The 15,559-nt window shown below is 42.8% G+C and carries 13 protein-coding genes; 11 read left to right on the top strand and 2 right to left on the bottom strand.

Annotated elements, in window-relative coordinates; translation table 11 throughout:
- Positions 1-42 precede the first annotated feature (42 nt).
- Together argR and mutS are read left to right on the top strand one after the other, a co-directional pair.
- On the top strand, positions 43-489 hold the full coding sequence (argR, locus tag AC3E9F_RS04425; protein WP_214262688.1) for an arginine repressor: 447 nt from the start codon (positions 43-45) through the stop codon (positions 487-489).
- Positions 490-535: 46 nt separating this feature from the next.
- A complete protein-coding gene (mutS, locus tag AC3E9F_RS04430) occupies positions 536-3,070 on the top strand; it encodes a DNA mismatch repair protein MutS (protein ID WP_263394345.1) in 2,535 nt (844 codons plus the stop codon).
- A gap of 39 nt (positions 3,071-3,109) precedes the next feature.
- Here the strand turns inward: mutS and AC3E9F_RS04435 are convergent, their stop codons facing one another.
- Positions 3,110-3,568, bottom strand: coding sequence for a DUF3021 domain-containing protein (locus tag AC3E9F_RS04435; RefSeq protein ID WP_263394346.1), 459 nt, complete (start codon positions 3,566-3,568; stop codon positions 3,110-3,112).
- Positions 3,565-4,005 carry a LytTR family DNA-binding domain-containing protein gene (locus AC3E9F_RS04440; protein ID WP_263394347.1) on the bottom strand — a complete coding sequence of 147 codons (441 nt, stop codon included), beginning with the start codon at positions 4,003-4,005 and terminating at the stop codon, positions 3,565-3,567. The genes AC3E9F_RS04435 and AC3E9F_RS04440 overlap by 4 nt, the downstream gene beginning before the upstream one ends.
- Before the next feature lie 343 nt (positions 4,006-4,348).
- On the opposite strand from AC3E9F_RS04440, the gene rpsL reads away from it, so the two are divergent.
- From rpsL to AC3E9F_RS04485, 9 genes are all read left to right on the top strand, one after another.
- Entirely contained in the window at positions 4,349-4,765 is a 417-nt protein-coding gene (gene rpsL, locus AC3E9F_RS04445) for a 30S ribosomal protein S12 (protein ID WP_001142333.1), read from the top strand.
- A gap of 19 nt (positions 4,766-4,784) precedes the next feature.
- Complete coding sequence (rpsG, locus tag AC3E9F_RS04450; RefSeq protein WP_000087873.1) at positions 4,785-5,255, top strand: 30S ribosomal protein S7; 471 nt, start codon at positions 4,785-4,787, stop codon at positions 5,253-5,255.
- Between the two features lie 277 nt (positions 5,256-5,532).
- Positions 5,533-7,614 carry an elongation factor G gene (fusA, locus tag AC3E9F_RS04455; protein ID WP_263394348.1) on the top strand — a complete coding sequence of 694 codons (2,082 nt, stop codon included), beginning with the start codon at positions 5,533-5,535 and terminating at the stop codon, positions 7,612-7,614.
- A 113-nt stretch (positions 7,615-7,727) separates the two neighbouring features.
- Positions 7,728-12,122: a PolC-type DNA polymerase III gene (locus AC3E9F_RS04460; protein ID WP_263394349.1), complete on the top strand. Its 4,395-nt coding sequence runs from the start codon at positions 7,728-7,730 to the stop codon at positions 12,120-12,122.
- 37 nt (positions 12,123-12,159) lie between these two features.
- A complete protein-coding gene (locus tag AC3E9F_RS04465) occupies positions 12,160-12,837 on the top strand; it encodes a hypothetical protein (RefSeq protein ID WP_263394350.1) in 678 nt (225 codons plus the stop codon).
- Between the two features lie 13 nt (positions 12,838-12,850).
- A complete protein-coding gene (locus AC3E9F_RS04470; RefSeq protein WP_263394351.1) occupies positions 12,851-13,003 on the top strand; it encodes a hypothetical protein in 153 nt (50 codons plus the stop codon).
- A 20-nt stretch (positions 13,004-13,023) separates the two neighbouring features.
- Entirely contained in the window at positions 13,024-14,265 is a 1,242-nt protein-coding gene (locus tag AC3E9F_RS04475) for an aminopeptidase (protein ID WP_490672859.1), read from the top strand.
- A gap of 9 nt (positions 14,266-14,274) precedes the next feature.
- Complete coding sequence (locus AC3E9F_RS04480) at positions 14,275-14,505, top strand: GlsB/YeaQ/YmgE family stress response membrane protein (protein ID WP_195183603.1); 231 nt, start codon at positions 14,275-14,277, stop codon at positions 14,503-14,505.
- Positions 14,506-14,647: 142 nt separating this feature from the next.
- Positions 14,648-15,556, top strand: a complete 909-nt coding sequence (locus AC3E9F_RS04485) for a LysR family transcriptional regulator (protein WP_254726727.1) — start codon at positions 14,648-14,650, stop codon at positions 15,554-15,556.
- Positions 15,557-15,559: the final 3 nt, after the last annotated feature.

Consider the following 15,559-nt stretch of genomic DNA (forward strand, 5'->3'; position numbering starts at 1 on the left):
AAAAAATGTAAAATGTTATAAATATGCACTTGAAAGGATCTTATGAGAAAAAGAGAACGTCATCAGCTCATCAAGCGAATGATTACAGAAGAAAAATTAGGAACTCAAAAGGAAATTCAAGATCGATTGGAAGCCTGTGATGTCTTTGTGACACAAACGACATTATCCCGTGATTTGCGAGAGCTTGGCTTAACCAAAGTTAAGAAAAACGATGTTGTCTACTATGTACTAGCAAATGAGACAGAGAAGATTGATTTGGTCGAATTCCTTTCACACCACTTAGAGGGTGTTGCAAGGGCCGAATTTACCCTTGTCCTCCACACGAAACTTGGAGAAGCATCTGTTTTAGCCAATGTAGTCGATTCAAATAAAGATGGGTGGATCTTAGGTACAGTTGCAGGAGCCAATACCCTTTTGGTTATCTGTAAAGATCAGCATGCTGCTAAAGTCATGGAAGAACGCTTGCTTGAGCTAATGGGAAATAGATAAGGTCTTGAGAGCTTCTCTCAGGACTGTTTTTACAAGGAGAGAGTAAATGACTACTGAAAAATTATCACCTGGGATGCAACAGTATGTGGATATCAAAAAACAATATCCAGATGCTTTTTTGCTTTTTCGCATGGGTGATTTTTATGAGTTGTTTTATGAAGATGCCGTCAATGCTGCACAGATACTAGAAATCTCACTGACCAGTCGCAATAAAAATGCTGAAAATCCTATTCCTATGGCAGGTGTACCCTATCACTCTGCCCAACAGTACATCGATGTTCTAGTGGAGCGTGGCTACAAGGTTGCCATCGCTGAACAGATGGAAGACCCCAAACAAGCTGTGGGTGTCGTTAAACGTGAAGTTGTTCAGGTTATTACACCAGGGACAGTCGTTGATAGTAGCAAGCCAGATAGCCAGAACAACTTTTTGGTAGCTATTGATCATGATGGGGCTCAATATGGTTTGGCCTACATGGACCTGGTGACAGGTGATTTTTATGTGACAGGACTATCAGATTTTTCTCTAGTCTGTGGTGAAATCCGCAATCTAAAGGCCAGAGAAGTAGTGATTGGCTACGAACTATCCGAAGCGGAAGAACAGATTCTCAGTCGTCAAATGAATCTAGTCCTTTCCTACGAACAGGAAATATATGAAGACGTTCACCTGTTGGATTCAAGATTGACAACTGTTGAAGGAGCAGCCAGTGGAAAACTTCTTCAGTATGTTCATCGAACGCAGATGAGAGAGTTGAATCACTTAAAACCAGTTATTCGCTATGAAATCAAAGATTTTATGCAGATGGATTATGCAACCAAGGCCAGTTTGGATTTGGTTGAAAATGCTCGCTCAGGTAAGAAACAAGGCAGCCTTTTCTGGCTACTAGATGAAACCAAGACTGCTATGGGTATGCGACTCTTGCGTTCTTGGATTCAACGCCCTTTGATTGATAAGGACCGTATCTTAGAACGTCAGGAAGTTGTGCAAGTCTTTCTGGATTATTTCTTTGAGCGCAGTGATTTGACAGAAAGCCTCAAGGGAGTCTATGATATTGAGCGTCTGGCTAGTCGTGTTTCTTTTGGAAAAAGCAATCCTAAAGATCTCTTGCAACTAGCGACTACCTTGGGAAGTGTTCCAAGGATTCGCGCCATTTTAGAGGGAATGGAGCAACCAGCTCTAGCTTATCTGATTGAACAACTAGATGCTATTCCTGAGTTGGAAAGTTTGATTAGTGCAGCTATTGCTCCTGAGGCTCCTCACGTGATTACCGAAGGTGGTATTATCCGAACGGGCTTTGATGAGACCTTGGATAAATACCGTCGTGTTCTCAGAGAGGGGACCAGCTGGATTGCTGAGATCGAGGCCAAGGAAAGAGAAAACTCTGGCATCCATACTCTCAAGATTGACTACAATAAAAAAGACGGCTACTATTTCCATGTGACCAACTCGCAGCTAGGCAACGTACCAGCCCACTTTTTCCGCAAGGCTACGCTGAAAAACTCTGAGCGTTTTGGGACAGAGGAGTTAGCGCGTATCGAAGGTGAAATGCTAGAGGCGCGTGAGAAATCAGCAAACCTAGAGTACGAAATCTTTATGCGTATTCGTGAGGAGGTTGGCAAGTATATCCAACGTCTACAGGCTCTGGCTCAAGGAATCGCTACTGTCGATGTCTTGCAAGGCTTGGCAGTAGTTGCAGAAAAACAACACCTGATTCGACCAGAGTTTGGGGAAGACTCTAGCATAGATATCCAAAAAGGTCGTCATGCCGTCGTTGAAAAGGTCATGGGAGCTCAAACCTATATCCCAAACAGCATCCAGATGGATGAAGAGACCAGCATTCAACTGATTACAGGGCCTAATATGAGCGGGAAGTCAACTTATATGCGCCAGTTAGCTATAACAGCAGTTATGGCACAGATGGGTTCTTATGTCCCTGCAGAAAGTGCTCGACTGCCAATTTTTGATGCTATCTTCACTCGTATTGGTGCAGCTGATGACTTGGTTTCAGGCCAGTCCACCTTTATGGTAGAGATGATGGAAGCTAATAATGCTATTAGTCATGCGACCAGGAACTCTCTGATTCTCTTTGATGAACTTGGTCGGGGAACCGCAACTTATGATGGGATGGCTTTAGCCCAGTCTATCATCGAGTACATCCATGAGCATATTGGAGCCAAGACTCTCTTTGCAACGCACTACCATGAATTGACTAGCCTTGAGACTAGTCTGGGACATCTGGTTAACGTTCACGTGGCTACGCTTGAGCAAAATGGACAGGTTACCTTCCTTCACAAGATTGAACCAGGTCCAGCAGACAAATCGTACGGTATTCACGTTGCTAAGATTGCAGGTTTGCCAGCAAACTTACTAGCAAGAGCGGATGCGATTCTAACTCAACTAGAGAGCCAAGGTCAGGAAAATCCAATTTCTATCAATCAAAGGAATGTTGTCAATGAGCAAATGTCTCTCTTTGATGAAAAGGAAGAAAATCCTATCCTAGCAGAATTGGCCCAAGTAGATGTGTACAATATGACACCGATGCAAGCCATGAATCTCTTATTAGAGCTGAAACAAAAATTATAAGCAAAAACCCACTCACAAAACGGAGTGGGTTTTTAGGTCTTATTTTTTCTTAGCCAATAATTGGTTGATGTGGGCAACCTTCTTTGATTCTCTTTTGTAGAGAATCGTCCAAATGATGAGGTAGACGATGGCAAACTCTGGGATGAGCTGAAGGATGAAAGTCCAGTGAAGAGGGAACCAGCCTGCTAGGATTGCTAAAGGTACAAAACCTAGCAACATAAGGAAGAAGTGAGTGACAGTCGCACGAAGAAGGCTCCAATCTTGAGCGAATAGACGGCTACCAAAACTAAAGAGGACTCCAATAGCTGACCAGATAAGTGTACAGTAGAGTAAAACTAGAGCACCGTGAACCTGATGACTGCTCATGAATTGACCAATAGCTGACTCTGGACTAAGTGGCGCGTAGTTATTTGGGGAATAAATGAGTGAAAAGATAATAGATAGAATGAGGCCGATGAGGATACCAGTTGTGGCATCGTGAAATACTTGTTTTTTCATAGTTCTAATTTCTCCTTAATAGTTTTGAGGTAACGGCGAGATGAGTAGGTAAAACTTTCGTTTTTTAGATAGATTTCAATCAAGCCGTTAGAGGTTAGTTTTAGATGACTAATTGCATCAATGTTGACAATTTCCGATTGGGAAATTTGGATAAAGGAAGCAGGTAGAATTTCACTTGCTTGGTAGAGACGAATGTCAAGTGCATAGGTTCGACTATCCGTTTCAGCCAAAACTTTACGATTTTCAATGTAAATTCGCTGGATCTGACCAATTTCAATGAGATAAACCTGGTCTTGGAATTTCCCTTTTATGGTATCTTTTTGATCTAGGGATTGGACAAAGTTCTGAACCTTTTGAATTTTAGGGGACAAGGACGGTGCCTCTATGATGATTTGCTCTTCAGTGTATTGCTGATCAATATCGAGTCTGACTTTCATAATTTCTCCTTTCATCAAGTTGTAATAGAGATCTCTTACTTACAAATCTATTAAACACCATTTTGTCGACAAATACAAGATGCTTTGTCTATGTGGTCGGTTGAAGAGTCTATCTGGTAGGCGAACGTTTTCAACTAAATTTAAGAGCAAAGAAGTCAAAAAATAAGAAGAAATATATTGACAAAAATAGAAAAAACGTGGTACAATGTTAGACGGTACTTTTTACTTTTGGTCTCTCAAGAGTGTACAGGGACGTGCTGACAAATGTTGCAAAAGTACACACAGATGATAGCTGTCACCAAGTGTATCATCACCAAAAATAAAAAAACACAGGAGAATGTAGATGCCTACAATTAACCAATTGGTTCGCAAACCGCGTAAATCAAAAGTAGAAAAATCTAAATCACCAGCTTTGAACGTTGGTTACAACAGTCACAAAAAAGTTCAAACAAACGTTTCTTCACCACAAAAACGTGGTGTTGCAACTCGTGTTGGAACAATGACACCTAAAAAACCTAACTCTGCCCTTCGTAAATTTGCTCGTGTACGTTTGAGCAACCTTATCGAAGTTACTGCCTACATCCCAGGTATCGGACACAACTTGCAAGAGCACAGTGTGGTGCTTCTTCGTGGTGGACGTGTAAAAGACCTTCCAGGGGTACGTTACCATATCGTCCGTGGTGCACTTGATACTGCAGGTGTTAACGATCGTAAACAAGGCCGTTCTAAATACGGTACTAAACGTCCGAAAAAAGCATAAGGAAAGGGGATAAAGAGAAATGAGTCGTAAAAATAGAGCTCCAAAACGTGATGTATTGCCAGATCCGCTTTACAATTCACAATTAGTTACTCGTCTTATCAACCGCGTTATGCTTGATGGTAAACGTGGTACAGCTGCTTCAATCGTTTACGGTGCTTTTGAGCAAATCAAAGAAGCTACTGGTAACGATGCACTTGAAGTATTTGAAACAGCTATGGAAAACATCATGCCTGTACTTGAAGTACGTGCACGTCGTGTTGGTGGATCAAACTACCAAGTCCCAGTTGAAGTTCGTCCAGAACGTCGTACAACACTTGGACTTCGTTGGTTGGTAACAATCGCTCGCCTTCGTGGTGAACACACAATGCAAGACCGTCTTGCAAAAGAAATCTTGGATGCTGCTAACAACACTGGTGCAGCAGTTAAGAAACGTGAAGACACTCACCGTATGGCTGAAGCTAACCGTGCCTTCGCACACTTCCGTTGGTAATAAAATGATACCAAGAGCGGTAAAGGCCCAAGGCAAAAATAGGAAACTGATGCAGTGTTCCGTGAACACAAAGCAGTTTATCTTTTTTGCACCGGGCCTCGCTCGGGTTCAAATCAGTTAACTCGAGCTTTTAGCTCAAGTTCAACTCAACTTATCTACAAGTTGAAACCAACTAAACAAGATAAACACTGAGAACGGGTGGGTCCTGCCTATCCGTTTTTATTGAAATCGTGTTATAATAGAATAGAAATAAAAAATAATAGGAGAAACAAACCTCATGGCACGCGAATTTTCACTTGAAAAAACTCGTAATATCGGTATCATGGCTCACGTCGATGCTGGTAAAACAACTACAACTGAGCGTATCCTTTACTACACTGGTAAAATCCACAAAATCGGTGAAACTCACGAAGGTGCGTCACAAATGGACTGGATGGAGCAAGAGCAAGAACGTGGTATCACTATCACATCTGCTGCGACAACAGCTCAATGGAACAACCACCGCGTAAACATCATCGACACACCAGGACACGTGGACTTCACAATCGAAGTACAACGTTCTCTTCGTGTATTGGACGGTGCGGTTACAGTTCTTGACTCACAATCAGGTGTTGAACCTCAAACTGAAACAGTTTGGCGTCAAGCAACTGAGTACGGAGTTCCACGTATCGTATTTGCCAACAAAATGGACAAAATCGGTGCTGACTTCCTTTACTCAGTAAGCACACTTCACGATCGTCTTCAAGCTAATGCACACCCAATTCAATTGCCAATCGGTTCTGAAGATGACTTCCGTGGAATCATCGACTTGATCAAGATGAAGGCTGAAATCTATACTAACGACCTTGGTACAGATATCCTTGAAGAAGACATTCCAGCTGAATACCTTGAACAAGCTCAAGAATACCGTGAAAAATTGGTTGAAGCAGTTGCTGAAACTGACGAAGAATTGATGATGAAATACCTCGAAGGTGAAGAAATCACTAACGAGGAATTGAAAGCTGGTATCCGTAAAGCGACTATCAACGTTGAATTCTACCCAGTACTTTGTGGTTCTGCCTTCAAGAACAAGGGTGTTCAATTGATGCTTGATGCGGTTATCGACTACCTTCCAAGCCCACTTGACATCCCAGCGATCAAAGGTATCAACCCAGATACAGATGAAGAAGAAACTCGTCCAGCATCTGATGAAGAGCCATTTGCAGCTCTTGCCTTCAAGATCATGACTGACCCATTCGTAGGTCGTTTGACATTCTTCCGTGTTTACTCAGGTGTTCTTCAATCAGGTTCTTACGTATTGAACACTTCTAAAGGTAAACGTGAACGTATCGGACGTATCCTTCAAATGCACGCTAACAGCCGTCAAGAAATCGACACTGTTTACTCAGGTGATATCGCTGCTGCCGTTGGTTTGAAAGACACTACAACTGGTGACTCATTGACAGATGAAAAAGCTAAAATCATCCTTGAGTCAATCAACGTTCCAGAACCAGTTATCCAATTGATGGTTGAACCAAAATCTAAAGCAGACCAAGACAAGATGGGTATCGCCCTTCAAAAATTGGCTGAAGAAGATCCAACATTCCGCGTTGAAACTAACGTTGAAACTGGTGAAACAGTTATCTCTGGTATGGGTGAGCTTCACCTTGACGTCCTTGTTGACCGTATGCGTCGTGAGTTCAAAGTTGAAGCGAACGTAGGTGCTCCTCAAGTATCTTACCGTGAAACATTCCGCGCTTCTACTCAAGCACGTGGATTCTTCAAACGTCAGTCTGGTGGTAAAGGTCAATTCGGTGATGTATGGATTGAATTTACTCCAAACGAAGAAGGAAAAGGATTCGAATTCGAAAACGCAATCGTCGGTGGTGTGGTTCCTCGTGAATTTATCCCAGCGGTTGAAAAAGGTTTGGTAGAATCTATGGCTAACGGTGTTCTTGCTGGTTACCCAATGGTTGACGTTAAAGCTAAGCTTTACGATGGTTCATACCACGATGTCGACTCATCTGAAACTGCCTTCAAGATCGCTGCATCTCTTGCACTTAAAGAAGCTGCTAAGACTGCACAACCAGCTATCCTTGAGCCAATGATGCTTGTAACAATCACTGTTCCAGAAGAAAACCTTGGTGATGTTATGGGTCACGTAACTGCTCGTCGTGGACGTGTAGATGGTATGGAAGCACACGGTAACAGCCAAATCGTTCGTGCTTACGTTCCACTTGCTGAAATGTTCGGTTACGCAACAGTTCTTCGTTCTGCATCACAAGGACGTGGTACATTCATGATGGTATTCGACCACTACGAAGATGTACCTAAGTCAGTACAAGAAGAAATCATTAAGAAAAACAAAGGTGAAGAATAATTCACTGTCACTTTAAAAGAAGTCACTTTGTGGCTTCTTTTTCTGTTTGGTAGAAATAGCTAAAATTGCCTCAAATATGGTAAAATAGAAGGAGTATATTGTGAGGAAAATGGATGTCAACCACTTTTGAAATTTTAATGAATCAGTTGGGAATTCCCGCTGAGATAAGAAATCATGAGGCCTTCTCCCAGGCTGAAATTGAACAAGTTATTGTACACAAACAAAGTAACATTTGGGAGTTTCGTTTTGTATTTGAGAATATCCTGCCCTTTGAACTCTTTTTAGCATTGAAGAAGGGATTGAAAGAAGAATTTTCAAAAACGGGAAATCAAGCGACTTTCGAGATTAAAACGAAAGATCAAGATTTTTCAAGAGAGCTTTTACAGGCCTACTATCGGGAGGCTTTTTCAGCTGGCCCTTGTTCTAGTCAAGGCTTTCGAACCATGTATCAGGATTTTCAGGTTCGATTTAAAAATGATCAGTTGATTATTGAGGCCTCTGAAGCAGCAGATACAGAGCATTTCAGAAAAAACCACCTACCAAATCTCAGTAAACAGCTGGAACTTTTTGGCTTTCCTAAATTCACTTGTGTTTTAGAGAAAAATGAAGATTTGACCAAGGAAGAGCAAGAAGCTTTCCATTCGGAAAATCAAATGATTGTTCAGGCTGCCAATGAAGAGACTCTTCGTGCTATGGAGCAGTTAGAACAGATGGCACCGCCTCCTCCAGTTGAGGATAAACCTGTCTTTGATTTTCAGGCTAAGAAGGCAGCTGCTAAGCCAAAACTAGACAAGGAAGAAATTACTCCTATGATCGAGGTCAATACCGAAGAAAATCGTCTGGTTTTTGAGGGTGTTGTCTTTGATGTTGAGCAGAAGGTGACTAGAACAGGTCGTGTCTTGATTAACTTCAAGATGACCGACTATACTTCTAGTTTCTCTATGCAAAAATGGGTCAAAAACGAAGAAGAAGCTCAGAAGTTTGACATGATTAAGAAAAATTCATGGCTCCGTGTCCGTGGGAATGTTGAGATGAATAATTTCACACGAGATTTGACCATGAATGTGCAAGATGTTCAGGAAGTCGTTCACTATGAGCGTAAGGACTTAATGCCAGAAGGTGAGCGTCGTGTTGAATTTCATGCCCATACCAATATGTCGACGATGGATGCTCTTCCTGAGGTCGAAGAAATCGTTGGAACAGCAGCCAAATGGGGACACAAAGCCGTAGCAATCACGGACCATGGAAATGTTCAGTCCTTCCCTCATGGTTATAAGGCAGCAAAGAAAGCTGGTATTCAGCTCATTTATGGGATGGAAGCCAATATCGTTGAAGACCGTGTTCCTATCGTCTATAACGAAGTTGAGATGGATCTTTCTGAAGCTACCTATGTAGTCTTTGACGTGGAAACGACTGGTCTATCTGCTATCTATAATGATTTAATTCAGGTGGCAGCTTCCAAGATGTATAAGGGGAATATCATTGCTGAGTTTGATGAATTTATCAATCCTGGGCACCCCTTATCAGCCTTTACGACAGAATTGACGGGAATTACGGATGACCATGTAAAAAATGCCAAACCATTGGTTCAAGTTCTGAAAGAATTCCAAGAATTCTGTAAAGATACCGTTCTTGTAGCCCACAATGCGACCTTTGACGTTGGCTTTATGAATGCTAATTATGAACGTCATGGTCTTCCAAAAATCACTCAGCCTGTCATCGATACGCTAGAGTTCGCAAGAAATCTCTATCCTGAATACAAGCGCCACGGTCTAGGACCTTTGACCAAGCGTTTTGGAGTTGCCCTAGAACACCACCACATGGCCAACTATGATGCGGAAGCAACTGGCCGTCTGCTTTTTATCTTTATCAAGGAAGTGGCAGAAAAACATGGTGTGACAGATTTGGCACGATTAAACCTTGATTTAATCAGTACGGACTCTTATAAAAAAGCTCGCGTCAAGCATGCGACTATCTATGTAAAAAATCAAGTAGGCTTGAAAAACATCTTTAAGCTGGTTTCTCTCTCAAATACCCAGTATTTTGAAGGAGTTCCAAGGATTCCACGTACAGTACTAGATGCCCATCGAGAAGGTTTAATCTTGGGATCGGCTTGTACGGAAGGAGAAGTCTTTGATGCAGTCGTATCACAGGGTGTAGATGCGGCGGTCGAAGTTGCTAAATACTATGACTTTATTGAGGTGATGCCTCCAGCTATCTATGCACCTCTGATTGCCAAAGAGCAGGTCAAGGACATGGAGGAGCTCCACACCATTATCAAGAGTTTGATAGAGGTTGGAGATCGTCTCGGCAAGCCGGTTCTTGCGACAGGAAATGTCCACTATCTCGAACCTGAGGATGAGATTTATCGTGAGATTATCGTACGAAGTCTAGGTCAGGGTGCCATGATTAACCGAACGATCGGCCATGGAGAAGCTGCCCAACCAGCTCCGCTACCCAAGGCGCATTTTAGAACAACCAATGAAATGTTGGATGAGTTTGCCTTTCTAGGAGAAGATTTGGCTCGTAAGATTGTCATTGAAAACACCAATGCCTTGGCAGAAATCTTTGAACCTGTGGAAGTTGTAAAGGGTGATTTGTACACACCTTTCATTGACAAAGCCGAAGAAACAGTTGCCGAGTTAACCTACAAAAAAGCCTTCGAAATCTATGGGAACCCACTCCCAGATATCGTTGATTTACGGATTGAAAAGGAATTGACTTCTATCTTGGGGAATGGATTTGCCGTTATTTATCTGGCTTCACAGATGCTAGTGCACCGTTCCAACGAACGAGGATATTTGGTTGGTTCACGTGGGTCTGTCGGTTCTAGTTTCGTTGCGACCATGATTGGGATTACCGAGGTTAATCCGCTATCTCCTCACTATGTCTGTGGTCAGTGTCAGTACAGTGAGTTTATCACAGATGGTTCTTACGGTTCAGGCTTTGATATGCCAGATAAAGACTGTCCTAACTGTGGCCACAAGCTCAGTAAGAATGGACAGGACATTCCTTTTGAGACCTTCCTTGGTTTTGACGGGGATAAGGTTCCCGATATCGATTTGAACTTCTCAGGGGAGGACCAGCCAAGTGCTCACTTGGATGTTCGTGATATCTTTGGGGAAGAATATGCCTTCCGTGCAGGAACGGTTGGTACGGTGGCTGCTAAAACAGCCTATGGATTTGTCAAGGGTTACGAGCGTGACTATGGCAAGTTCTACCGTGAAGCCGAAGTAGAGCGCCTAGCTCAAGGAGCCGCAGGTGTTAAACGTACGACCGGTCAGCACCCAGGAGGAATCGTTGTTATCCCTAACTATATGGATGTCTATGACTTTACTCCGGTACAGTATCCTGCAGATGATGTAACTGCTGAATGGCAGACTACTCACTTTAACTTCCACGATATCGATGAGAACGTCCTCAAGCTTGATGTCCTTGGTCATGATGATCCGACCATGATTCGGAAACTTCAGGACTTATCAGGCATTGATCCAAATGATATCCCTATGGACGACCCTGGTGTCATGGCCCTCTTCTCGGGTACAGATATCCTGGGAGTGACACCTGAACAAATCGGTACTTCAACCGGTATGCTTGGAATTCCAGAGTTTGGGACCAACTTTGTTCGCGGAATGGTGGATGAAACCCATCCGACGACCTTTGCGGAGTTGCTACAGCTTTCTGGATTGTCTCACGGTACCGATGTATGGTTGGGGAATGCCCAAGACTTGATCAAGGCTGGAATTGCGGACCTGTCAACCGTTATCGGATGTCGGGATGATATCATGGTTTACCTCATGCACGCTGGTCTAGATCCAAAGATGGCCTTTACCATCATGGAGCGTGTACGTAAGGGAATGTGGCTCAAAATCTCTGAAGAAGAGCGTAACGGTTATATCGAAGCCATGAAGGCTAATAATGTCCCTGAGTGGTATATCGAATCTTGTGGGAAAATCAAGTACATGTTCCCTAAAGCCCACGCGGCTGCCTACGTTATGATGGCCCTTCGTGTGGCCTACTTCAAGGTTCACCATCCGATTTATTATTATTGTGCTTACTTCTCCATCCGTGCCAAGGCTTTTGATATCAAGACCATGGGTGCAGGCTTGGAAGCTATCAAACGTAAGATGCAAGAAATTGCTGAAAAGCGCAAGAACAATGAAGCTTCTAACGTAGAAATTGACCTTTACACAACACTTGAAATCGTCAATGAGATGTGGGAACGTGGTTTTAAATTTGGCAAGTTAGACCTCTATCGCAGTGATGCGACTGAATTCATCATAGACGGAGACACCCTCATCCCACCGTTTGTCGCTATGGATGGTCTAGGAGAGAACGTTGCCAAGCAACTGGTTCGTGCTCGTCAAGAGGGAGAATTCCTCTCTAAAACAGAACTCCGCAAGCGTGGTGGGCTCTCATCAACCTTGGTTGAAAAGATGGATGAAATGGGCATTCTTGGCAATATGCCAGAGGATAACCAGCTGAGTTTGTTTGATGATTTGTTTTAAGAATTTGAAATGTCTTATGTAGGTTTGAGGTTAGTTAATGATGGTAAAGAAAAAAAGAGCAACACCTTGGAAACCAGGGAGAGTTATTTCCATACGCTTGCGAAATGGCGTTTACGTATTAGCACAAATGGTGCGTGATCCCTATCTGGTATTTTTCAACCATTTTAACGAAGAAAATAACTGGAAGGGAGTGACCTTGAAAGAGGAGGATATCCTCTTTTGTAAAGCAGTTACTCGTCAGTTTCTACGCTATAGTCCTGTAACGATTGTTAAAAATCTTGAACCCCTGTTAGATTATGAACTACCCAAAGAATGGATTTATAGCCATATTGGAGGACATCCTATTACTGTTTCGGTAAAGGGACGGGAGCGCCAAGTAGCTGGTTTTGGTCGACGCTGTTCTTTAGTTCTAGCGGATAAGGACAGTGGTCAACCGGAGGATAATCCACTTATGGGCCTCTTCCAAGCTTATATCATACCAGATATCAAAGAACAGGATTGGGATCGGGTAGGCCAGGCTGAACACATGTCCATTGAAGTATTTCCAACACTCAATGAGCGTCTCTACCTTTGCTATCTTTATGGGAAAAATATAAATCCAGAACAAGATATCTCTTTGGGAAAGCCCCTGCTTGATGACTATGAAACTTATGTAGATATCCTCACTAACAGCCCAGAGGCTCGACGTCTCTATCTAGGAGAGTACGAAGAATAAGAAAGGACATTTAATGAAACTAAGAATTTTCGCGGAAGACAAGCCAGCTGAGAAGGTGTTTGAGTATCAATTAGACCTTGCTGATCAGACAATTCTTCTATCGACAGCGCTTTTGTCTGGTGCTATTGCTTTAGCAGGATTATTGTCTGCTTTGAAAGAAAAATAAAAATAGAAAAGAGAAACAACATGGTTTTACCAAATTTTAAAGAAAATCTAGAAAAATACGCTAAGCTTTTGGTTGCAAACGGTGTGAATGTACAACCTGGTCATACTTTGGCTCTCTCTATCGATGTGGAGCAACGCGAGTTGGCTCACTTAATCGTCAAAGAAGCTTATGCACTTGGTGCACATGAAGTTATCGTTCAATGGGCAGATGACTTTGTAAACCGTGAGAAATTCCTTCACGCGCCGATGGAGCGTTTGGACAATGTACCAGAATACAAGATTGCTGAGATGAACTACCTTCTTGAAAACAAAGCAAGTCGTCTCGGTGTCCGTTCTTCTGACCCAGGTGCCTTGAACGGAGTAGATGCAGAAAAACTTTCAGCTTCTGCTAAAGCTATGGGAATTGCTATGAAGCCAATGCGTATCGCAACTCAATCTAACAAGGTTAGCTGGACTGTAGCAGCTGCTGCTGGACTAGAGTGGGCTAAGAAAGTCTTTCCAAATGCTGCGAGTGACGAAGAAGCAGTGGACCTCCTTTGGGACCAAATCTTCAAAACTTGCCGTGTCTACGAAGAAGATCCAGTTAAGGCTTGGGAAGAGCATGCAGCTATCTTGAAGAGCAAGGCAGAAATGCTCAACAAAGAACAATTCTCAGCTCTTCACTACACAGCACCTGGAACTGATTTGACACTTGGCTTGCCTAAGAACCACGTTTGGGAATCAGCTGGAGCTATCAATGCTCAAGGCGAAGGTTTCTTGCCAAACATGCCAACAGAAGAAGTCTTTACAGCTCCTGACTTCCGTCGTGCAGATGGTTATGTTACTTCTACAAAACCACTTAGCTATAATGGAAATATCATCGAAGGCATCAAGGTGACCTTTGAAAATGGTCAAATCGTTGATATCACAGCTGAAAAGGGTGATCAAGTAATGAAGGACCTCGTCTTTAAGAATGCTGGTGCGCGTGCCTTGGGTGAATGTGCCTTGGTACCAGATCCAAGCCCAATTTCACAGTCAGGTATTACCTTTTTTAACACTCTTTTCGATGAGAATGCTTCTAACCACTTAGCTATCGGTGCCGCTTATGCAACGAGCGTTGTTGGTGGAGCAGAGATGAGCGAAGAAGAACTGGAAGCTGCAGGACTTAACCGTTCAGACGTTCACGTTGACTTTATGATTGGTTCGAACCAAATGGATATCGATGGTATCCGTGAGGATGGAACATGCGTACCACTCTTCCGCAATGGAGATTGGGCAATTTAAGGAGAAACTATGCTTGGAAGTATGTTTGTCGGTCTTTTGATCGGACTATTAGCAGGAGCTATCACCAATCGTGGAGAACGAATGGGATGTTTTGGAAAAATGTTCTTGGGCTGGATTGGAGCTTTCTTGGGTCAGTTACTATTTGGAACCTGGGGACCTATCCTAGCTGATACGGCCATTATCCCATCAGTTTTAGGAGCCATGATTTTATTAGCCATCTTCTGGGAAAGAGGAAGCTAGGTTTCGGTTTAAATGCTTGTTTAATAATAAAAGATAAAAAGAGGTTGAAACTGTTTCGACCTCTTTTAACATTCAAAAGGGATCATGGGAGATGCAGTGACTGGTTCTTTTTATATTGCGTCAAGTATGGTACAATAAAAGCATGAGAATTCAACAATTACACTATATTATCAAAATCGTTGAGACTGGTTCGATGAATGAGGCTGCCAAGCAACTCTTTATCACTCAACCTAGTCTATCAAATGCAGTTCGTGACCTAGAAAATGAGATGGGAATTGAGATTTTTATCCGCAATCCCAAAGGAATTACCCTCACACGTGATGGGATGGAGTTTTTATCTTATGCCCGTCAAGTTGTCGAACAAACTCAACTTCTAGAAGAACGCTATAAGAACCCAATCGCTCATCGCGAGCTTTTTAGTGTGTCTTCACAACACTATGCTTTTGTGGTCAATGCCTTTGTTTCCTTGCTTAAGAAAAGCGATATGGAAAAGTATGAGCTTTTTTTGCGTGAAACCAGAACCTGGGAAATCATCGACGACGTCAAGAACTTCCGCAGTGAAGTCGGTGTCCTCTTTTTAAATAGCTATAACCGAGATGTTCTTTCGAAGATGTTGGATGACAACCATCTAGTTGCTCATCATCTCTTTACAGCCCAGCCCCATATCTTTGTCAGCAAGTCCAACCCTCTTGCCAAAAGAGACAAGGTGCAGTTGGCAGATCTAGAAGACTTCCCATATTTGAGCTATGACCAAGGGACCCATAATTCCTTCTACTTCTCAGAAGAAATCTTGTCACAGGAACACCACAAGAAATCCATCGTTGTTAGTGACCGTGCGACCTTGTTCAATCTCTTGATTGGTTTGGACGGTTATACCATCGCGACTGGTATCCTCAATAGTAATCTTAATGGGGACAATATCGTTTCGATTCCACTTGATATTGATGATCCGATTGAGCTGGTTTATATCCAGCATGAAAAGACAAGCTTGTCCAAGATGGGTGAACGTTTCATCGAGTACCTACTTGAAGAAGTTCGCTTTGACAGCTAATGC

Source organism: Streptococcus sp. SCPM-O-B-15277 (M60) (assembly GCF_058200335.1).

What these genes read in the sequence shown, in the direction of transcription:
- AC3E9F_RS04470 (WP_263394351.1), top strand. Translation starts at nt 12,851, where the DNA reads ATGAAACTAAGAATTTTCGCGGAAGACAAGCCAGCTGAGAAGGTGTTT.
- AC3E9F_RS04475 (WP_490672859.1), top strand. Translation starts at nt 13,024, where the DNA reads ATGGTTTTACCAAATTTTAAAGAAAATCTAGAAAAATACGCTAAGCTT.
- rpsL (WP_001142333.1), top strand. Translation starts at nt 4,349, where the DNA reads ATGCCTACAATTAACCAATTGGTTCGCAAACCGCGTAAATCAAAAGTA.
- rpsG (WP_000087873.1), top strand. Translation starts at nt 4,785, where the DNA reads ATGAGTCGTAAAAATAGAGCTCCAAAACGTGATGTATTGCCAGATCCG.
- AC3E9F_RS04480 (WP_195183603.1), top strand. Translation starts at nt 14,275, where the DNA reads ATGCTTGGAAGTATGTTTGTCGGTCTTTTGATCGGACTATTAGCAGGA.
- AC3E9F_RS04435 (WP_263394346.1), bottom strand. Translation starts at nt 3,568, where the DNA reads ATGAAAAAACAAGTATTTCACGATGCCACAACTGGTATCCTCATCGGC.
- mutS (WP_263394345.1), top strand. Translation starts at nt 536, where the DNA reads ATGACTACTGAAAAATTATCACCTGGGATGCAACAGTATGTGGATATC.
- AC3E9F_RS04460 (WP_263394349.1), top strand. Translation starts at nt 7,728, where the DNA reads ATGTCAACCACTTTTGAAATTTTAATGAATCAGTTGGGAATTCCCGCT.
- fusA (WP_263394348.1), top strand. Translation starts at nt 5,533, where the DNA reads ATGGCACGCGAATTTTCACTTGAAAAAACTCGTAATATCGGTATCATG.
- AC3E9F_RS04440 (WP_263394347.1), bottom strand. Translation starts at nt 4,005, where the DNA reads ATGAAAGTCAGACTCGATATTGATCAGCAATACACTGAAGAGCAAATC.
- argR (WP_214262688.1), top strand. Translation starts at nt 43, where the DNA reads ATGAGAAAAAGAGAACGTCATCAGCTCATCAAGCGAATGATTACAGAA.
- AC3E9F_RS04465 (WP_263394350.1), top strand. Translation starts at nt 12,160, where the DNA reads ATGATGGTAAAGAAAAAAAGAGCAACACCTTGGAAACCAGGGAGAGTT.
- AC3E9F_RS04485 (WP_254726727.1), top strand. Translation starts at nt 14,648, where the DNA reads ATGAGAATTCAACAATTACACTATATTATCAAAATCGTTGAGACTGGT.